This is a genomic window from Actinobacillus vicugnae (assembly GCF_901687125.1).
Taxonomy (GTDB): domain Bacteria; phylum Pseudomonadota; class Gammaproteobacteria; order Enterobacterales; family Pasteurellaceae; genus Actinobacillus; species Actinobacillus vicugnae.
In genome coordinates this window covers 1-19,749 of the sequence record NZ_CABFJY010000020.1, presented here as the reverse complement: position 1 = coordinate 19,749, position 19,749 = coordinate 1, and the positions used below count along the sequence as shown (strand labels likewise).

The window sequence follows — 19,749 nt, the reverse complement described above, 5'->3', positions numbered from 1 at the left end:
ATAGATTGTTAAAGAACAAAAAGAAACGACGCACTGGATAACTTAACTTCGTTCACAACAGTGCGTCGTTGTGTGTGGTGCATTATAGAGATTTTCTAAGCCTATGCAAGTGTTTTTTGCAAAAAATCTTGAAAAATTTATCAAAAGCGCAGTTTTAGTACAATTCGTGTATTAAATTAGCTAAAAATGTTTTTTAATTGTGCTTGCAAACCGCTTTGTCGTTGTATATTCGTTTTTACCCCTAGTTTCCATACCTTTTCTTCACTAAATAAAGTAAATGTCACTTTAGCGCGTGTTATTGCTGTATAGATAAGTTCTTTAGTAATAACTGGTGCACTGCTTAATGGCATAATAAAAAAGGTATGATCAAATTCAGAACCTTGAGATTTATGTACCGTCATCACATACGCTACTTCATACTGAGGTAAACGGCTAAGCGATAAACTTAAATGTTTATCCTCCACTTTTGTATCAAAATAAATCCTTAATTGCTGATTTTCGTCTGGCAAAATAATGCCAATATCACCACTATAAATATTATTTTGTGGAGAATTCTGCGTAACTAAAATCGGTTTACCTGCATAGCTATCTCGACTAAAGGCGAAATTAAGTAGTTTTGCTTTTTTCAATGCCTCTGCAATACTTTGATTTAAACGTTCACTACCTAATTCACTTACTCTTAACGCAGATAAAAATCTGACTTTTTGAAACGCTTCAAAAATTTCATTCACAGAAGCATCTTGCGGATTAAGTAAGCGTTTTTGCACTAATTTCAGATAGTTTTGATAATGCGCTACCGCTTGTTCGACGACTAAATTAACACAATGTTCAATCCACAAGCGTTTTTCAGCAAATTGGTTTGCATTTGGATATTTTACGCAAACCAAATCAGAATATTGGTGCGTTGCTAATATTTGCCAAGATTCGACCGCTTGTTGCAGATTGACCTTTCTCGCTAATTGTCCAATGCCCGAATTTGCGCTGAAACGATGACTTTTTTGCAAATGACAAAGCATATCGCAAATAGGCAATATATTGGCTTGTCCATTTAAAGTATATCCTGTTACTTTTGTAAGATAAGTACAGTGTGCCAAGCTATAACCTTGTTGCACAAATGCGCCCAATTCGCCCATGACTGCCCCAGCTTCCACTGAAGCTAACTGATCTTTATCGCCTAAAATCACTAACCGAGTATGCTTTTTTAGCGCATTCATTAGTTTTTCCATTAAGGAAAGATCGATCATTGATGCCTCATCCACCACTAATAAATCAAGGTGTAACGGATTCTGTGCATGATATGTCGGTGTATCAGAATCAGGCCTAATTCCTAGTAATCGATGAATGGTGGAAGCCGATGTCGGAATTTCAAAGGTCAGTTTCATTTTTTGAAGACTGTTACTGATCGATTCTTTTAAACGAGCTGCAGCCTTACCTGTCGGTGCAACAAGTGCAATATTAAGCGCTGCTTTTTGTTGACGATATTGCTTTGTTTGCAAGGCTACCAACAATTTTGCTACTGTGGTCGTTTTACCTGTGCCTGGCCCTCCTGAAATCACACTAAAGCGTTGGCGCAGTGCTGTTGCCACAGCAATTTTCTGCCAATCAATTTCGGTTGATTGTTCAGGAAAAAGCGTGGTCAAAATTTCGAGATCTAGCGCTGCAGTTGCGTATTCTTCAGAAAAGTCGACCGCTTGTTGCAAATAGCGAGCGATATTATGTTCAGCTTGCCAATAGCGATAAAAATACAAAAGCTCGTTTTGAAATAACATAGGCGCAATTTTTGTAGGTGAATCACTAAAAGCAATATGATTTGCTAGCACTTGTTGCCATGCAAGCGGTGAAATTCCATCAATTTTTTGCAAAATTTCTACTTGAAAATCACGGGTTAATTTCTTGCCCTCCAAACCAAAAAATGATTGTGCTGCATTTGAATCCAAACGCAGTGCAGAATGTCCCTGCATTACATGAAATGAAAGCAGGGCCGCCACTAAAATTGCAAGATTTTGTTGCTGTTCGCTGTAATGATAAGCTTGTTGCTTAGTGGCAATCATTTGAGCAAATTGATAATTCAATTCAGAGATATGTTTTTCGGTTTTAAGAGTTTTAAGAAGAGTGAGCATGGCAATCAAAAATAACGACAAATCAATAGCCGAATTATCTAATTTTCATTATCCATTGTCCATTTATTCTCATCGGGCGTATAATTGAGCCTTTATTAACGGCTTATCCATAACAGTGAAACAAATGAAACCAGCTACCGCAACTATTAACCAATCCGCACTGCAACATAATATCGAATTAATCAAAACATTTGCACCAAACCAGAAATTACTTGCTATGATTAAAGCCAATGCGTATGGGCAAGGGTTATTGCCTGCTGCTAGCGCCTTAGCTGATTTAGTAGATGGCTTCGGTGTGGCACGCTTGCGTGAAGCATTAGAAATTCAAGAAACAGGCTACACAGGAAGAATTGTATTAGTTGAAGGCTTTTTTGACCGAGAAGAGTTATTAAAAACACTTTCTCGCCGCTTTGATACGGTTGTACATTGCTTAGAACAGTTAGAATTACTTGAACAAGTGGCAAAAGAATGGCAACAAGAGCAACAAAAAGGCTTTTGGAAACGTAAAGCAAAAATTTATTTTCCTGTAAATGTTTGGTTAAAAATTGACACAGGCATGCACCGTCTTGGCGTTCACCCTGAACAGGTCGATATGTTTTACCAACGTTTAAAAGCTTGTCCTTTAGTGGAAAGTATCAGTTTTGTCAGCCACTTTAGCCGAGCTGATGAACTGGATTGTGGCTATACCGAAAAACAAATCGCTACTTTTGAAGCTGCAACCGCCGCATACCATTCACACGATCGCAGTATTTCTGCTTCAAGTGGCATTTTGTATTGGAAACAGGCGCATTACGATTGGGTGCGTCCTGGTATTATTATGCACGGCATTTCGCCTCACTATACGCCAATCACCGATTTAGGGTTTCAGCCAGTCATGACGCTATCCTCTTCATTAATTGCCGTGCGAACCCACAAAGCAGGCGAACCTGTTGGCTATGGTGGTGCGTGGGTAAGTGATAAAGAAACTAAACTCGGTGTGGTTGCGATGGGTTATGGCGATGGCTACCCTCGCAATGCGCCAGAAGGTACGCCAGTTTTAGTGAATGGACGCATTGTGCCTATTGTGGGACGCGTATCAATGGATATGCTTACGGTTGATCTTGGTGCAGACAGCCAAGACAAAGTGGGCGATGAAGTGATTTTTTGGGGCAAAGATCTGCTGATTGAAGAAGTCGCACAGCATATCGGAGTAATCAGCTACGAATTAATCACCAAACTCACTCCACGAGTAATTTTTGAATATAAATAGAAACGACAAGCGGTCAAAATTGCAAAAAATGTTGCGAATTTGACCGCTTGTTTATTGAGATTTGAGTAACTTAATTACTTAGCACAACCACATGCACTGTTTTCTTCAAAACGGCGTGCCGCTTCGTCCCAGTTTACTACGTTCCAGAACGCTTTGATGTAGTCTGGACGGCGGTTTTGGTAGTTTAAGTAGTAAGCGTGTTCCCAAACGTCTAAACATAAAATTGGGAAACCTGAAACGCCTGCCACTTCTTTACCCATTACTGGGCTGTCTTGGTTTGCTGTTGAAACCACCGCTAATTTGCCATCTTCAACCACTAACCACGCCCAACCTGAACCAAAGCGAGTTGCTGCTGCTTTTTCAAATTCTGCTTGGAAGTTTTCCACTGAGCCGAAATCACGTACGATCGCATCTTTTAATGCGCCTTGTAACGTGGTACCTGTTTTTAAACCTTTCCAGAAAAGCGTGTGGTTTACATGGCCGCCAACGTTATTACGTACTGCCGTACGTTTTTCTGCTGGCACTTGGCTTAAATCTTTAATTAGCGCACCAGGGCATTTTTCTAAAAGCTCTGGGTGAGCTTCTAATGCTGCATTTGCATTATTTACGTACGCTTGGTGGTGTTTTGAGTGATGGATTTCCATCGTCGCTTTATCGAAATATGGCTCTAACGCATCATAAGCGTAGCCTAATTCTGGTAATTGATATGCCATTTTAGGGTCCTTTTTGTTAGGTGAGTTAAAATCAGGTGCAATATACCAAAAAGCGTTTAGAAAAGCACCATATTTTAATCTAAATCAAAAAAATGTTATTTTTTAAGCTTTTTATACTATTCTTAGTATAAATGCATATTATTTCCACAAAAAACCATTGACAAAGCAAACTGTTTCCCCCATTCTCTGTACATCTCACCGTTTTAAATTAACCGATTAGAAATACATAAAATGAATCGTTTTATTATCACCACTGGCGGCACTATTACCATTATGTATAAAGCATAGTGCGGGTGTCTGTACCAGTAAAACGGAAAGAATTAACCAAACCCGCAGTATATGCGGGTTTTTTTATACCCAAATTTGCAAACATTAGACTAACATCAGGAGAAATTATGCGAGTTCTTAAATTTGGCGGTACATCGCTTGCTAACCCAGAGCGTTTTATGCAAGCAGCCGATATTATCGAAAAGGCACATTTAAAAGACCAAGCTGCAGGTGTGCTTTCCGCACCAGCCAAGATTACCAACCACCTTGTTGCAATTGTAGATAAAGCAATCGCAGGTGAATCATTCGAAACCAACCTTAACGAAGCAACCGAAATTTTCCACAATATCATCAATGGACTTTATGCCGTTAATACCAAATTTGATCGTGAAGGCTTGTTCGCATTAGTTGAAGCGGAATTAACTCAAATTCAATCGGTTGCCAGCGAAGCCGCAAAAACAAAAGTATTGCCAGATAATGTAGCAGCGACCATTCACTGCCGTGGCGAAAAATTGTCGATTGCTATGATGCAAGCGTGGTTTGAAGCGAAAGGTTATGCAGTAACTCGTATTGATCCTGTTGAAAAATTATTAGCGCATGGTAGCTATTTAGAATCTTCGGTGGATATTGCCGAATCAACCAAACGTGTAGATGCACCTTCTATTCCAAAGAAAAACGTGGTGTTAATGGCGGGCTTTACTGCGGGTAACGATAAAGGCGAACTAGTGCTGTTAGGTCGTAATGGCTCAGACTATTCAGCGGCTTGTTTAGCAGCCTGTTTAAAAGCTGATTGTTGTGAAATTTGGACAGATGTAGATGGTGTTTATACTTGTGATCCTCGCTTAGTGCCTGATGCAATTTGTTTAGAATCAATGAGTTATCAAGAAGCGATGGAGCTATCTTACTTTGGCGCAAAAGTGATTCACCCTCGCACAATTGGTCCATTAGTGCCGTTAAATATTCCGTGCTTAATTAAAAATACAGCAAATCCTGATGCAAAAGGCACATTAATCGACAGCAATGTTGAAAGCGGCGGCTTAAAAGTAAAAGGTATCACCAACCTTGATAATGTAGCGATGTTTAATGTCTCTGGCTCTGGTATGCAAGGTATGGTAGGTATGGCTGCTCGTGTATTCTCTACCATGTCAAAAGCGGGTATTTCAGTGATTTTAATTACTCAATCATCTTCTGAATACAGTATTAGTTTCTGTGTGCCTGCAAAATTTGAAGAAAAAGCGACCGCTTGTTTAAATGCGGAATTTGCCCAAGAACTTGCAAATGGTGATTTAGATCCAATTGATATGATTCGTGAGCTTTCTATCATTTCAGTTGTTGGCGATGGTATGCGTACAGCGAAAGGGATTGCGGCACGCTTCTTCTCTTCACTTGCGCAAGCCAATATCAGTATTGTTGCAATTGCACAAGGTTCATCAGAACGTTCCATTTCTGCTGTTGTACCAATGAATAAAGCCATTGAAGCGGTAAAAGCAACGCACCAAGGCTTATTTAGCAATAAAAAATCAATTGATGTATTTTTAGTTGGTGCTGGTGGCGTCGGCGGTGAGCTCATCGAACAAATTAAGCAACAAAAAGCTTTTTTAGCAAAGAAGGATATTGAGATCCGTGTTTGCGCTTTAGCTAATGCAGACAAAATGTTACTCAATGAGCGTGGCTTAAATTTAGATAATTGGAAAGTCGATTTAGAAAATGCGACTCAGCCTTCAGACTTTGATGTGTTGTTATCGTTTATTAAATTACACCACGTAGTAAATCCTGTATTTGTAGATTGTACTGCCGCACAGTCGGTTGCAAATCTTTATACCCGTGCGTTAAAAGAGGGCTTCCACGTTGTAACCCCAAACAAAAAAGCGAATACAGGTAGCTACCAATACTATCAAGAGTTACGTCATGCTGCTCGCCAAGGTCAGCACAAATTCTTATACGAAACCAACGTAGGTGCAGGTTTACCTGTTATTGAAAACTTACAAAACTTACTAGCTGCAGGTGATGAAGTTGAAAAATTTGAAGGGATTTTATCTGGTTCACTTTCATTTATTTTCGGTAAATTAGACGAAGGTTTAAGCCTTTCTGAAGCGACTTTCATTGCGAAAGAAAAAGGTTTTACCGAGCCAGATCCACGTGATGACCTTTCTGGTGCAGACGTTGCTCGTAAATTATTAATTCTTGCACGTGAAACAGGGCTTGCATTGGAGTTTGATGACATCGAAGTGGAAGGCGTCTTACCAAAAGGCTTCTCTGAAGGTATGAGCAAAGAAGAATTTCTGAAAGTATTACCAGAAGTTGATGCTGAATTTGCACAACGTGTTCAAGCTGCTAAAGCAGAAGACAAAGTGTTACGCTACGTTGGCTCAATCAATGGCGATAAATGCCGTGTAGCAATTGAAGCGGTAGATGAAAATCATCCGCTGTATAAAGTAAAAGATGGCGAGAATGCCCTTGCCTTCTTAACCCGTTATTACAGCCCGATTCCACTACTATTACGTGGTTACGGCGCAGGTACTGATGTAACAGCAGCAGGTATTTTTGCAGATATTCTTCGTACGCTTCAAGGAGGCGCAAACTAATGACAATGTTACGAATTTATGCGCCCGCTTCGAGTGCAAATATTAGCGTAGGTTTTGATTCTTTAGGCGCAGCAATTTCCCCAATTGATGGCTCATTATTAGGCGATGTGGTGCAAATTGAAGATTGTGAAACCGATTTTGAGCTAGAAAGTGCGGGTTATTTCGTGCGTAAATTACCAAAAGAGCCACAAAAGAATATCGTATATCAAGCCTACGTTTTATTCAGTGAGCGTTTGAAATTACGTGCTGGAAATGTGAAAAATTTGCGTTTAACCCTCGAAAAAAATATGCCAATTGGCTCTGGATTAGGTTCAAGTGCTTGTTCTATTGTTGCGGCATTGGTTGCGTTAAATAAATTTCATGATGAACCATTCTCAAAAATGGAATTGCTTGAAATGATGGGGGAATTAGAGGGTAGAATTTCAGGCTCAATCCATTACGATAACGTGGCGCCATGTTATTTAGGTGGCTTGCAATTGATGACGCAATCACTCGGCAATATTTGTCAGACATTACCATTCTTTGATGAATGGTATTGGGTGCTTGCCTACCCTGGCATTGAGGTATCAACCGCTGAAGCTCGTGCAATTCTGCCGAAAAACTATACTCGTCAAGATATGATTCAACAGGCTCGCTATTTAGGCTCATTTGTGCATGCTTGTCATACACATCAAGATGTTTTGGCGGCAACAATGATGAAAGATCTGATTGCTGAACCATACCGTGAAAATTTATTACCTAACTTTCCAATGGTTCGCCAAGGCTGTAAAGATTTGGGCGCATTAGCAGTAGGAATTTCAGGCTCAGGTCCAACAATGTATGCAATTGCTCCTGATCTTGAACATGCCCAAAAACTCGTGGCTTATCTTGAAAAAGAATATCTACAAAACAACGAAGGTTTTATCCATATTTGTAAAGTAGATAATCAAGGGGCTCGTGAACTGAAATAACGCTCTCTTCTCTTAAAACAAGCGGTCAATTTTGCAAAAATAGACCGTTTGTTTTCTTCCCCAGATACGCTTATCACTCGCAAACTCTAGCGATATGCTTTTAAGTTATATCAAATAAATTTTCACTACTAACACCTTTCTGAAAAAATAACGTATGCTCCACCCAAGCTTTTATTCAAACTAAAGGAATAACATTATGACTATTTATGCTGACAACTCCTATACTATTGGTAACACACCACTCGTTCGCTTAAAAAATTTCGGGCAAAACGGCAATTTATTAGTAAAAGTAGAATCTCGTAACCCAAGTTTTAGCGTGAAATGCCGTATTGGTGCGAATATGGTTTGGCAAGCAGAAAAAGACGGTATCCTCACTAAAGGCAAAGAAATCGTGGATGCTACCAGTGGTAACACAGGTATTGCGCTTGCTTATGTAGCTGCGGCTCGTGGCTATAAAATTACGCTTACTATGCCAGAAACGATGAGTACCGAACGTAAGCGTTTGTTACGTGGTTTAGGGGTAAATTTAGTTTTAACTGAAGGCGCTAAAGGCATGAAAGGGGCGATTGCGAAAGCAGAAGAAATTGTAGCAAGCGACCCAAATCGTTATGTCAGCTTAAAACAATTTGAAAACCCAGCAAATCCAGCAATTCACCAACAAACTACAGGTCCTGAAATTTGGAATGCAACTGAAGGTAACGTGGATGTTATCGTGGCAGGAGTGGGGACTGGCGGTACAATTACAGGAATTTCTCGCTATATCAAACAAGATCAAGGCAAACAAATCCTTTCTGTTGCGGTGGAACCAAAAGAATCGCCAGTGATCAGTCAAACCTTAAACGGTGAAGAAATAACACCAGGTCCACATAAAATTCAAGGTATTGGCGCAGGCTTTATTCCGAAAAATTTAGATTTAAGTTTAATTGACCGTGTTGAGCGGGTTTCGAGTGAAGAGGCCATTGCTACCGCACGTAGAATTATGGCAGAAGAAGGCATCTTAGTGGGTATCTCATCTGGTGCCGCTGTTGCCGCTGCAGATCGCTTAGCGAAATTACCTGAATTTGCAGATAAACAAATCGTTGCGATTCTGCCATCAGCCTCAGAGCGCTATTTAAGCACTTTACTGTTTGAAGGTGTAGAAGTTTAATTTCATTCCTAATGCCAGCTTTTTTGCTGGCGTTTTATTTTAAACACTTTTAACAAGCGGTTTAATTTTGCAAAAAATTTGCAAATTTAAGCATTTCGCCGTATAATTCACCGAATCAAATTACGGTATTCCGTATCATACAGATTTCCAATCTATTTATCACAATCAATATATTTCCTATGCATCTTACTCAATTAAAAAATACCCCAGTTTCGGAACTTGTCGAAATGGGTGAAAATCAAATGGGCTTAGAAAACTTAGCTCGTTTACGTAAACAAGACATTATTTTTGCAATCCTAAAACAACACGCGAAAAGTGGTGAAGATATTTTCGGTCAAGGCGTGTTAGAAATTTTACCTGATGGTTTTGGGTTCTTACGTTCCGCTGATAGTTCTTACCTTGCTGGTCCTGATGATATCTACGTTTCGCCAAGCCAAATCCGCCGTTTCAACCTTCAAACAGGTGATAAAATTGAAGGTAAAATCCGCCCACCAAAAGAAGGTGAACGTTATTTCGCACTACTTAAAGTGGATTTAGTCAATGACGACAAACCTGAGGTTTCTCGTAGCAAAATTCTATTTGAAAACTTAACTCCACTTCACGCAAATTCACGTCTTAAAATGGAACGCGGTAACGGCTCAACCGAAGATTTAACCGCTCGAATTTTAGATTTAGCGTCTCCAATTGGTAAAGGTCAACGTGGTTTGATCGTCGCACCACCAAAAGCAGGTAAAACAGTTTTACTACAAAATATTGCTCAAAGCATTACGCATAATTATCCAGAATGTGAGTTAATTGTTCTGTTAATTGATGAACGTCCAGAAGAAGTAACCGAAATGCAACGTACTGTGCGTGGTGAAGTAATTGCTTCAACCTTCGACGAACCAGCAACACGCCATGTGCAAGTGGCAGAAATGGTAATTGAAAAGGCAAAACGTTCAGTAGAACATAAAAAAGATGTGGTTATTCTATTAGACTCAATCACCCGTCTTGCACGTGCTTACAATACAGTTACCCCAGTTTCAGGTAAAATCCTTTCTGGTGGTGTGGATGCAAATGCATTACACCGCCCAAAACGCTTCTTCGGTGCAGCACGTAACGTAGAAGAAGGCGGTAGCTTAACGATTATTGCAACCGCACTTGTTGATACAGGTTCAAAAATGGACGAAGTTATCTTTGAAGAGTTTAAAGGTACGGGTAATATGGAATTACATCTTTCTCGTAAAATTGCAGAACGTCGTGTCTTCCCTGCGATTGAATTTAACCGCTCTGGTACTCGTAAAGACGATTTATTAATGACGCCAGAAGAACACCGCAATGCGTGGATGTTACGCAAAGTGTTAAATCCAATGGATGAAGTGGCAGCAATGGAATGGTTAATCGACAAACTCAGCGTAGCAAAAACTAATGAAGAGTTTTTTGAAGTAATGAAACGTTCATAATCTAATAAAAATAAAGGCATTCAACTAACCCTAATATAAGGTCACTGAATGCCTTCTTTTATCTGCGCTAAACTAAAATCGCCATTAAAGACAACCCAATTTTTGGGCTAAGTGTTTTTTCTCAAGTTGATTCTGTCTTAAATAATGCTTGCCTCAATATTTATTATTACTCATAGCAAAATTTAGTCACTTATAAGTGGACGATTTTAGCTAGAATGCCTTTTGCCACAAGAACAGACAGAAAGCATCGTTGTTATTTTCTGTAAAATAGGCTACTTATAAGTTTTCTAATACTTCTCTTAACACCGCAACGCCTTGCTCAATTTGAGTTTCAGAGATAATTAATGGCGGTAAGAGACGTAATTTCGTTTTTGCGGTAAGGGTTAGCACACCTTTTTCAATCGCTTTTGCCACCACATCGCTGGCCTTCACGCTTTCCTCAAATTCCACCCCCAGCATTAATCCTAAGCCAGAAACTGATTTTACTTTTGGCAAAGTGAGTAATACACTACGTAACTTTTCGCCTTTCGCTGCAACATCCGCAAGGAACTGTTCATCTATTTTATCTAGCACTGCGTTTGCCGCTGCACAGCAAACAGGGTTTGCCCCAAAGGTCGAGCCATGATCGCTCTTGCCTAGGGTATTTTGGCATTTCTCTCCTAGTACAAAAGCTCCAATCGGTAAACCACCACCTAAACCTTTTGCTAAAGTAATAATATCAGGCTGTAAACCAAAATGTTGATAAGCAAATAATTTACCCGTACGTCCAATACCTGTCTGCACTTCATCAATAATCAGAATAATATCTTTTGCTTGGCAAAGCGCTTGTACGCCTTGTAAATAATCTGCATCTAATGCACAAACACCACCCTCGCCTTGTACCACTTCTAAAATAATGGCGCATACATCATCTTGTTCAAGACGGCTATTCAACGCATTTAAATCATTCGCAGGCGTATGCTCAAAGCCCTGTGTAAATGGAAAAAAATGTTGGTGAAATACATTTTGTCCTGTTGCAGCAAGGGTCGAAATCGTACGACCATGGAATGAATTAACCAAGCTCAACACCGTTGCTCTACCTTTACCATATTTATCGTGGCTATATTTGCGAGCAGTTTTAATTGCGCCTTCATTCGCTTCCGCACCTGAATTGCAAAAAAATGCTCTTTTTAGACCGCTTGCTTGTACCAAATTTTTCGCTAGCAGCCCTGATGGTTCGGTAAAGAATAAGTTTGAGGTGTGTTGCAATTTTCCAGCCTGGTTTGTCACTGCCGCCAGCCAACTATCATCTGCCCAACCAAGGCTATTAGTACCGATACCGCTGGTAAAATCTAAATATTGATTGCCTTCAAAATCCCATACATCACACCCCTTACCGTGTGAAAGTGCAAGATTAAATCTGCCATAGGTTTGTGCAATATAATCTGTATCTAATTGTTTGATGTCGTTGCTATTCATAGACTGTTCCTGATTATTTTTTATAAAAAAGTGTGCCGTTTTTACCGCCGAATAATGATACTAAAATCGCATGTGGCACTCGTCCGTCGATAATATTCGCCTCAATACCGCCAGCATTAATAAAATCTGTGCAACAAGCAATTTTAGGGATCATACCACCAGCAATAATTCCTTGAGCAATTAGATCTTGTACTTCACCGACTTCGACTTCTGGAATCAATGTACTTTCATCAAAACGATCTCGTAACAAGCCTGCAATATCCGTCATACTCACTAGTTTTGCTGCGCCTAATGCCATTGCAATTTCACTCGCAGCCGTATCTGCATTAATATTATAAGCAACACCCTGCTCGTCTACCCCAACCGTCGAAATCACAGGGATCAAATTCGCATTTAATGCAAGATCTAATAATTGGCTATTTACTTTTACGATCTCACCAACAAAACCGTAATCTACTTCGTCTTGCAACTTTTCGCATAGCAACATATTGCCATCAATGCCACATAAGCCAATGCCTTTACCCTTCAACAAAGCAACTAAACTTTTATTCACTTTGCCTGCTAACATTTGTAGCACAACATTAATGGTATCTTGGTCTGTAACACGCAACCCATTGATAAATTGAGGTTCTTTCCCGAGTAATTTAACCCCTTGTGAAATTTCTGGCCCACCGCCATGCACTAAAACCACTTTTACGCCCAATTGATTGAGCAATAAAATGTCCTGCATCACCAATTTTTTGAGCTCCTCATTAATCATGGCATTACCGCCGTATTTCACTACGATAATTTTGTCTTTAAATGGTGCAAGATAAGCGGTCGCTTTTTCTAAATTATTTGCAAAAGTTTCTACTTCATTTTGTAACATATTGAACCTCAAATGATTTCTGAGCTTACTAAATTGATAAGCCAGCGGTTTCTTCACGACCTAACATAATATTCATACATTGTACCGCTGCGCCCGATGCACCTTTGCCTAAGTTATCAAAGCGTGCGCACAGCAATACTTGCGTTTCGTTGCCATAAATAAAAATTTCAAGGCTATCTTTACCACTCAACGCGTTAGCTGCCAACATTCCATCTTCTGGTAATGTCGCAGCTGGATGCACTGTGATTAATTTTGAATCCTGATAATATTGACTGAATAAATTTGCAATTTTTTCGACAGAATTGACCGCTTGTGAAAAAGCAGAAACAGGAATTGGCACTGTTACCAGCATTCCGCTGTAATAATCAGCAACAACAGGTGTGAAAATAGGAGGATGATTTGAGCCAGTAAGCGCTTTCATTTCTGGCAAATGTTTGTGCTTTAATGCTAAGCCATAAACACGTGGCGCCACAAATTTAGTATCTCGCTCGGTGTTTTGATATTCAGCAATCATGGATTTACCACCACCTGAATAGCCTGTCAAGGAATGGCAAGTTAGCGGATAATCGGCACTTAAAGCGCCTTGTTCGATAAGCGGGCGAACTAAAGCAATATAACCCGTTGCATGGCAGCCTGGTACTGCAACTCGATTCGCTTGTTGGATTTTTTCAAATTGTCCCGTTAGCTCAGCGAAACCATATGTCCAGTTAGGATCTACACGATGAGCGGTTGAAGTATCACAAATTCTTGCATCAACAGGCGCATTTGCAACCAATTCTTTCGAAGCTTCATCAGGTAAGCATAAAAAAGTCAAATCCGCTTCCGCCACTTTTGCCACTCTGGCATTCAAGTCTTTGCGTAATGCTTCAGGTAGACTTAATAGCTCAATATCTTCCGCATCGGCTAAACGGTCAAAAATGCGTAAGCCAGTAGTACCAACTGCACCGTCTACAAAAATTTTATATTTACTCATCATAAATCCTTATTACTATCAAAACGTTGCTCATCTTACCCTTATTTAGTGAGAATTTCAAACGCAAAGTAGAATAAAAATTCAATAAAAATGAATAATTAATCAAAAAGATTTATACACATAAAAAAATCCTCCGAGCTCTTAGCCCGAAGGATTAGTAAAATCATATGAAAAATTGATCGCTTATTCTGCTTGATCACCAATTAATACAGATTCTAATGCGATAGTAATCATATCGTTAAACGTTAATTGACGTTCTTCTGATGAAGTTTGTTCACCTGTGCGAATATGATCTGAAACAGTACAAATCGCTAATGCTTTCGCACCGTATTCTGCTGCGACTGCGTAAATACCCGCCGCTTCCATTTCAACACCTAAAATGCCATATTTTTCCATTACATCAAACATTTCTACATCTGGTGTATAGAATAAATCTGCTGAGAATAAGTTACCAACGCGTACTGCAACACCTTTTTGTTTTGCTGCTTGCACTGCAGCTAAAGTCATATCAAAGTCAGAAATTGCCGCAAAATCGTTATCACGGAAACGAATACGGTTTACTTTAGAGTCAGTACAAGCACCACTACCGATAACTACATCACGTACTTTTACATCTGAACGAACCGCACCACAAGAACCTACACGGATAATTTTCTTCACGCCGTATTCGGTAATTAACTCTTTCGCATAAATTGAGCACGAAGGAATACCCATGCCGTGACCCATAACTGAAATACGACGACCTTTATAAGTACCTGTATAGCCGAACATATTACGAACATCTGTTACTTGTTCTGCGCTTTCTAAGAAAGTTTCTGCAATGTATTTCGCACGAAGCGGATCGCCTGGCATAATTACTACATCTGCAAATGCACCTTCTGGTGCGTTAATATGTGGAGTCATTTTAATTCCCTCTATTGTTACGATTTAGTGTTAGTGTGTAAAAAATAAATAAAATTTAACCGCTTATTAGTAACCACTTACTACTTGGTTAGCTTGCCCGTTTAGTGTTGCCAATAAATTGGTTAATAAACTAGAAGCACCAAAACGGAAGTGAGCTGCATTCACCCAGTCACGACCTAAAAGTGATTCTGCTAGCGCTAAATATTGTGCTGCTTCTTCTGCGGTTTTCACTCCGCCAGCCGCTTTAAAGCCAACTTTATCCGCAACGTTTAAATCACGAATGGTTTCTAACATAATACGAGCCGATTCTAATGTCGCATTTACTGGTACTTTACCTGTTGAGGTTTTAATAAAGTCTGCGCCTGCTTTAATTGAAATTTCACTCGCTTTACGGATCAATTCCGCTGTTTTAAGTTCGCCTGTTTCGATAATCACCTTAAGTAATACATTTGACGCTTGACAAACTGCTTTACATTGCTGAACCAACTCAAACCCCACTTGTTCATTGCCCGCCATTAATGCTCTGTATGGGAATACCACATCCACTTCATCAGCACCGTAAGCTACTGCTGCTTTGGTTTCTGCCACTGCAATTTCAATATCATCATTGCCGTGAGGGAAATTGGTTACTGTTGCAATTTTAACTTGCTCAGTACCCTGAGCTTTTAATGCTTTACGAGCCACTGGCACAAAGCGAGGGTAAACACACACTGCCGCTGGCGTACCAAATTCCGTGTTACCTTGCTGACACAGAGAAATCACTTTCTCGTCTGTATCGTTATCATTCAATGTGGTTAAATCCATTAAGGATAAAGCGATTTTTGCTGAATCTTTTAAACTCATATGAGCCCCCATTTTACTTTGGTAAAAATATAGAAAAATTAGACCGCTTGTTTTTACAAACAATACGCAAACGTTTCCCTATCCCTAAAACAACAACACCACTGTCTCCAGTGGTGTTATTTAATTTCAGTGGTTAGTTTACATTACTGCGCCACCAATACCGATAAATAAGCCAGCAATTGCCGCACTCATTAAGTTAGAAAGTGTACCCGCAACAACTGCTTTTACCCCCATGCGAGCAACATCGCTACGACGGCTCGGTGCCATACCACCTAAACCACCGATTAAGATTGCGATTGAGCTTAAGTTTGCAAAACCACATAATGAGAATGTGATGATTGCAATTGTTTTTGGACTTAGCGCCACTGCTGCTTCAGGTTTTAAATAGTTTACGAAATCTGCATAAGCAACAAATTCATTTAAAATTAATTTTTGACCAATTAATGAACCTGCAATTTGAGATTCTGCTCCCCAAGGCACACCGATTAACCATGCTAAAGGCTGGAATATATAGCCAAATAGAGATTGAAGCGTTACATTTTCATAACCGACTAATGATGAAACACCTCCAATAAAGCCGTTAAACATTGCAATTAATGCGATAAACGCTAATAACATTGCACCTACGTTCATCGCAAGTTGCATACCAGAGAATGCACCAACCGCAGCAGCTTCGATCACATTAGATGGTTTATCATCAATATCATCCGCACTTAACTCATCTTTGAACTGCTCTGTTTGAGGATGAAGAATTTTAGCAAATAATAAACCGCCTGGTGCTGCCATAAATGATGCAGCGATTAAATACGGAAGAGGCACGCCCATACCTGCATAACCAATCATTACCGCACCAGCAACTGACGCTAAACCACCACACATAACGGCAAATAGTTCAGAATTGGTCATTGATTTAATGTAAGGTTTTACTAAAAGAGGGGCTTCTGTTTGACCAACAAAGATATTTGCTGCCGCAGACATTGATTCTGATTTTGATGTACCTAATACTTTTTGGAGCGCACCACCAAGGATACGAATAACAATCTGCATGATACCTAAATAGTAAAGTACAGAAATGAGAGATGAGAAGAAAATAATCGGAGGAAGAACTTTCAATGCGAAGACGAAACCGCCACCGCCAAACACTTCAAACATTTTGTCGCTTACTAAGCCACCAAACAAGAAACTGATACCATCGTTACCATAGCTGATAACTTTACTCACGCCTTCTGCTGCAGCTAATAAACCTTTACGACCCGTTTCCCAATAAAGAATAACTGCACCAATCCCAACTTGTAAGCATAATGCACCCATCACCGTACGAAGACTAATTGCCTTGCGGTTATTAGATAATGCAAATGCAATCAGTAGGAGTACAACAATACCTAAGATACTATTTAACGCACTCATTTGAAAAAACCTCAAAAAGTAAAAGGAATGAAAACACCATTTAAATTTAAAATGGCATGTAAAAAAGTTCCGATACTATACCTTTTTTTACATAAAAAATCTCTAAAATTTTATTAGGAAACACATGAGATTTCAAATTTGAGAAGTAAATCACGTTATTGCCTGTAATTTATGTCTTTCAGGCTACAAATTAGCCGCTTGCCCCTCTAACTAACTGCTTGTACTCCGCTATAAATCACTATATGCTATGGTTGTTTAAGACCGCTTATCTGCATATAAGCGGTCAAATTTTGCGAAAATTTTACAAATGGGAGAGTTTATGGCAAACATTCGAGAAATTTATTTAGCAGGCGGATGCTTTTGGGGAACCGAAGCTTTTATGCAACGTATTAATGGTGTCATTGACGCGGAGTCTGGTTATGCTAATGGTAATAGCGAAAACCCTAGTTATCAAGAAGTCTGCGCAGGCAGTGGTCATGCAGAAGTCGTTAAAGTGACTTATGACGCAGAAAAAATTAGTTTAGCAAAATTGCTCGATTACTATTTTAAAGTGATTGATCCTGTTAGCGTAAACCAACAAGGCGAAGATAAAGGCATTCAATATCGCACGGGCATTTATTATGTCGATGCACAAGATATTCCAGTGATTGATAAAGCGCTTGCCGATTTGCAAGCTCAATATGCTGAGCCTCTTGCAGTCGAGAACGCCAAACTTGAACAATATTTCCCTGCTGAAGAATATCATCAAGATTATTTAGATAAAAATCCAAACGGTTATTGTCATATTGATTTACAATTAATGCGTGAAATTTTGGCATAATAGACAAAATAGTTGCTAAAAAATGGGTTAAAGCCTTATAGTTAGTACAAGGCTTTAACCCCCTTTTTTGAAAAGGTAAAAAACTTGCCCTTTCTGCTTAAATATGAATATGTAAGAGATATGGCACTCAAAATAATGCTCAGCGTTATAAATGCAATCATTGTAATAAAGCCTTCACATTTAAAACAAAATTAAATCCCGCTGATATTTAGCTTGATTATTCTCAAGAAAAACAAACCTATAAAGAACTTACCACTAATATAAATGCTCAATTAAAACAATCCAAACATATATTGATAAAGCATCTAAAGCCGTTTTATTGATTTGGCGAACAAGATTACCCTGTTTGTTTGTTCGTTTGATTTGGTTTAACTTTTAGAAATTTCACTTAGTATTAATCTTTTTCGAAAAATTATAATGGACTTCACTCTTTTCATCATCTAAAAGAGAAATATTTAGAATTTTTTCCGTCAATGGAAAATAAGAATAGATCTCTATAATTTTTATGATGAATTAAAGGTAAAAAATGCTCAAAATTAATTTTTTATCTTAGTCTGAAAGGTTGGTGAGCAGTGTAGTTTTCGTGGCTTCGTTTGAGTTGTCCCCACGCATAATAATTTCCACGCCAAATTATATTGCCTTGATTATCCGTCATCTCGCGCGGAACACCAATTTGATCACAATGGAAGTAATTAACTATTTGCTCACCATTTTCAGTATAAACCTGTGCCAAAGGTTCATAACTATTTGGATTTGAATAAATATAGCTATAAGTGCGGTTAGTTTTGTGATCGATTTCTTGCACGAGGTGCGAACCGCCCCATACAAAATCTGTTCGTAAATTTTTATCCAAAATCAACCGCTTGTAAATTCGTCTGCCAAGCGGATCGTAGCCATATTTCAGGGTATTTGATTGGTGTTTACTTTCAGTTAAAACCAAATTAAATCTAGATAAAATCCCCAATTTTCTTCCTTAAAAACAAAAACAATTTTATTACAAAAGGAAGTATTAGCATTAGCACCATGCAAAAAACAATAGTATTTATATAGTTATCTTTTTTGCCTAATAGAATATATTGCATATTCCAAAATACAAATCCATAGAAAGAAAATACATAATAGCGATATGGTAACCTATATTTACTCATATAAAAAATCAAACTTATAAAAAAAGAAAATGTAGGAATTGTCATCAGCATTGTACTCCAACTATCAGAGGAAGAATAAATATTAAATATTAAATCCTAATGAAATTCCCACCGTTAGGATAATAATGCTTAGATATTTATACTTTATAAAAGAAAAATATAAAGAAATAATTTTTTTTATTTTATTCACAATCACCTCCACTAAACCAATCTTCAAATACAGGTTCTCGTTTACCGCCTATTACTTTATCAATCGTTTTATTTAAGCCTTGAACTGTTGCCCCTCCAATAGCAGCGTCTTTTACTATTGCTTTGTTGTTATTAATATCCTTATTAACCTTACTTAATTCACTTCCAACACGTCTTCACTCAGCACCTAAATTAGGTTTACCATAAAGATTATCGTATTTTCCCTTTAATTTTTTTGCTTGTGCTGTTCCTTGCGCAATATTACGACCGCCTTTTATTGCAGTTGGCACGCATCTGGTAAGTTTATAAGCAGGGGGTGTTACTGCTCCTAATGCCCCGCTTATAATTACTTGTTTTTTATTAATACAATTTAATGGTCTATTATCTCTATGATTTTCATATACTTGTACACCAACATCTGAAGCTACCCCTGACATCGCACCAACAGCTGCAGCAATTAGGAAAGGAACAAAAGCTATCTCACCAGTTGGATCTATCCAATTTTGTGCATTATCTGAATAGCGATATAAATTTTCTCCCCCTTGCAACCCAATTGGATCTTGATTGATAAACCGCCCTAAAATTGGGTTATAGTAACGTAAGAAGTTGTAGTGAAGCCCAGTTTCCCGATCAAAATACTGGTTTTGAAGTCTGAATGGCTGATGAA

Annotated in this window: 17 protein-coding genes; 7 read left to right on the top strand and 10 right to left on the bottom strand. The window is 38.8% G+C overall.

What is annotated here, in order from left to right:
* Positions 1 to 176: 176 nt before the first annotated feature.
* Positions 177 to 2,120 (bottom strand): exodeoxyribonuclease V subunit alpha, encoded by a 1,944-nt coding sequence (recD, locus tag F8M47_RS05830; RefSeq protein ID WP_150539207.1) that lies wholly within the window; start codon positions 2,118 to 2,120, stop codon positions 177 to 179.
* A gap of 124 nt (positions 2,121 to 2,244) precedes the next feature.
* On the opposite strand from recD, the gene alr reads away from it, so the two are divergent.
* The gene (gene alr / locus F8M47_RS05825) at positions 2,245 to 3,369 is read left to right on the top strand and encodes an alanine racemase (RefSeq protein ID WP_150539206.1); all 1,125 of its coding nucleotides are present in this window, start codon (positions 2,245 to 2,247) and stop codon (positions 3,367 to 3,369) included.
* A 74-nt stretch (positions 3,370 to 3,443) separates the two neighbouring features.
* Here the strand turns inward: alr and sodA are convergent, their stop codons facing one another.
* The gene (sodA, locus tag F8M47_RS05820; protein WP_150539205.1) at positions 3,444 to 4,082 is read right to left on the bottom strand and encodes a superoxide dismutase [Mn]; all 639 of its coding nucleotides are present in this window, start codon (positions 4,080 to 4,082) and stop codon (positions 3,444 to 3,446) included.
* A gap of 395 nt (positions 4,083 to 4,477) precedes the next feature.
* Here sodA and thrA point away from each other — a divergent pair, with 395 nt between their 5' ends.
* The 4 genes from thrA (at position 4,478) to rho (ending at position 10,473) form a co-directional block, all read left to right on the top strand.
* Entirely contained in the window at positions 4,478 to 6,934 is a 2,457-nt protein-coding gene (gene thrA / locus F8M47_RS05815) for a bifunctional aspartate kinase/homoserine dehydrogenase I (RefSeq protein ID WP_150539204.1), read from the top strand.
* On the top strand, positions 6,934 to 7,884 hold the full coding sequence (gene thrB / locus F8M47_RS05810; protein ID WP_150539203.1) for a homoserine kinase: 951 nt from the start codon (positions 6,934 to 6,936) through the stop codon (positions 7,882 to 7,884). Before thrA ends, thrB begins: the two co-directional genes overlap by 1 nt.
* A gap of 196 nt (positions 7,885 to 8,080) precedes the next feature.
* A complete protein-coding gene (cysK, locus tag F8M47_RS05805; RefSeq protein ID WP_150539202.1) occupies positions 8,081 to 9,031 on the top strand; it encodes a cysteine synthase A in 951 nt (316 codons plus the stop codon).
* A 179-nt stretch (positions 9,032 to 9,210) separates the two neighbouring features.
* Positions 9,211 to 10,473: a transcription termination factor Rho gene (gene rho, locus F8M47_RS05800; RefSeq protein ID WP_150539201.1), complete on the top strand. Its 1,263-nt coding sequence runs from the start codon at positions 9,211 to 9,213 to the stop codon at positions 10,471 to 10,473.
* A gap of 276 nt (positions 10,474 to 10,749) precedes the next feature.
* On the opposite strand, the gene F8M47_RS05795 is transcribed toward rho, so the two are convergent.
* From F8M47_RS05795 to F8M47_RS05770, 6 genes are all read right to left on the bottom strand, one after another.
* Positions 10,750 to 11,931 carry an aspartate aminotransferase family protein gene (locus tag F8M47_RS05795; protein WP_150539200.1) on the bottom strand — a complete coding sequence of 394 codons (1,182 nt, stop codon included), beginning with the start codon at positions 11,929 to 11,931 and terminating at the stop codon, positions 10,750 to 10,752.
* A gap of 13 nt (positions 11,932 to 11,944) precedes the next feature.
* The gene (gene argB / locus F8M47_RS05790) at positions 11,945 to 12,799 is read right to left on the bottom strand and encodes an acetylglutamate kinase (protein WP_150539199.1); all 855 of its coding nucleotides are present in this window, start codon (positions 12,797 to 12,799) and stop codon (positions 11,945 to 11,947) included.
* Between the two features lie 28 nt (positions 12,800 to 12,827).
* Complete coding sequence (argC, locus tag F8M47_RS05785) at positions 12,828 to 13,772, bottom strand: N-acetyl-gamma-glutamyl-phosphate reductase (protein ID WP_150539198.1); 945 nt, start codon at positions 13,770 to 13,772, stop codon at positions 12,828 to 12,830.
* Between the two features lie 183 nt (positions 13,773 to 13,955).
* The gene (gene deoD / locus F8M47_RS05780) at positions 13,956 to 14,675 is read right to left on the bottom strand and encodes a purine-nucleoside phosphorylase (protein WP_150539197.1); all 720 of its coding nucleotides are present in this window, start codon (positions 14,673 to 14,675) and stop codon (positions 13,956 to 13,958) included.
* A gap of 66 nt (positions 14,676 to 14,741) precedes the next feature.
* Positions 14,742 to 15,518 carry a deoxyribose-phosphate aldolase gene (gene deoC / locus F8M47_RS05775; protein WP_150539196.1) on the bottom strand — a complete coding sequence of 259 codons (777 nt, stop codon included), beginning with the start codon at positions 15,516 to 15,518 and terminating at the stop codon, positions 14,742 to 14,744.
* Between the two features lie 138 nt (positions 15,519 to 15,656).
* Positions 15,657 to 16,925, bottom strand: a complete 1,269-nt coding sequence (locus F8M47_RS05770) for a NupC/NupG family nucleoside CNT transporter (protein ID WP_150539195.1) — start codon at positions 16,923 to 16,925, stop codon at positions 15,657 to 15,659.
* A gap of 319 nt (positions 16,926 to 17,244) precedes the next feature.
* Here F8M47_RS05770 and msrA point away from each other — a divergent pair, with 319 nt between their 5' ends.
* Positions 17,245 to 17,745: a peptide-methionine (S)-S-oxide reductase MsrA gene (msrA, locus tag F8M47_RS05765; protein WP_150539194.1), complete on the top strand. Its 501-nt coding sequence runs from the start codon at positions 17,245 to 17,247 to the stop codon at positions 17,743 to 17,745.
* A gap of 107 nt (positions 17,746 to 17,852) precedes the next feature.
* Complete coding sequence (locus tag F8M47_RS12455; RefSeq protein ID WP_425292568.1) at positions 17,853 to 17,957, top strand: transposase-like zinc-binding domain-containing protein; 105 nt, start codon at positions 17,853 to 17,855, stop codon at positions 17,955 to 17,957.
* A 332-nt stretch (positions 17,958 to 18,289) separates the two neighbouring features.
* Here the strand turns inward: F8M47_RS12455 and F8M47_RS05760 are convergent, their stop codons facing one another.
* Complete coding sequence (locus F8M47_RS05760) at positions 18,290 to 18,709, bottom strand: RHS domain-containing protein (protein ID WP_150539193.1); 420 nt, start codon at positions 18,707 to 18,709, stop codon at positions 18,290 to 18,292.
* 549 nt (positions 18,710 to 19,258) lie between these two features.
* A partial coding sequence (locus F8M47_RS05755) for an RHS repeat-associated core domain-containing protein (protein ID WP_150539192.1) occupies positions 19,259 to 19,749 on the bottom strand: 491 nt, incomplete at its 5' end.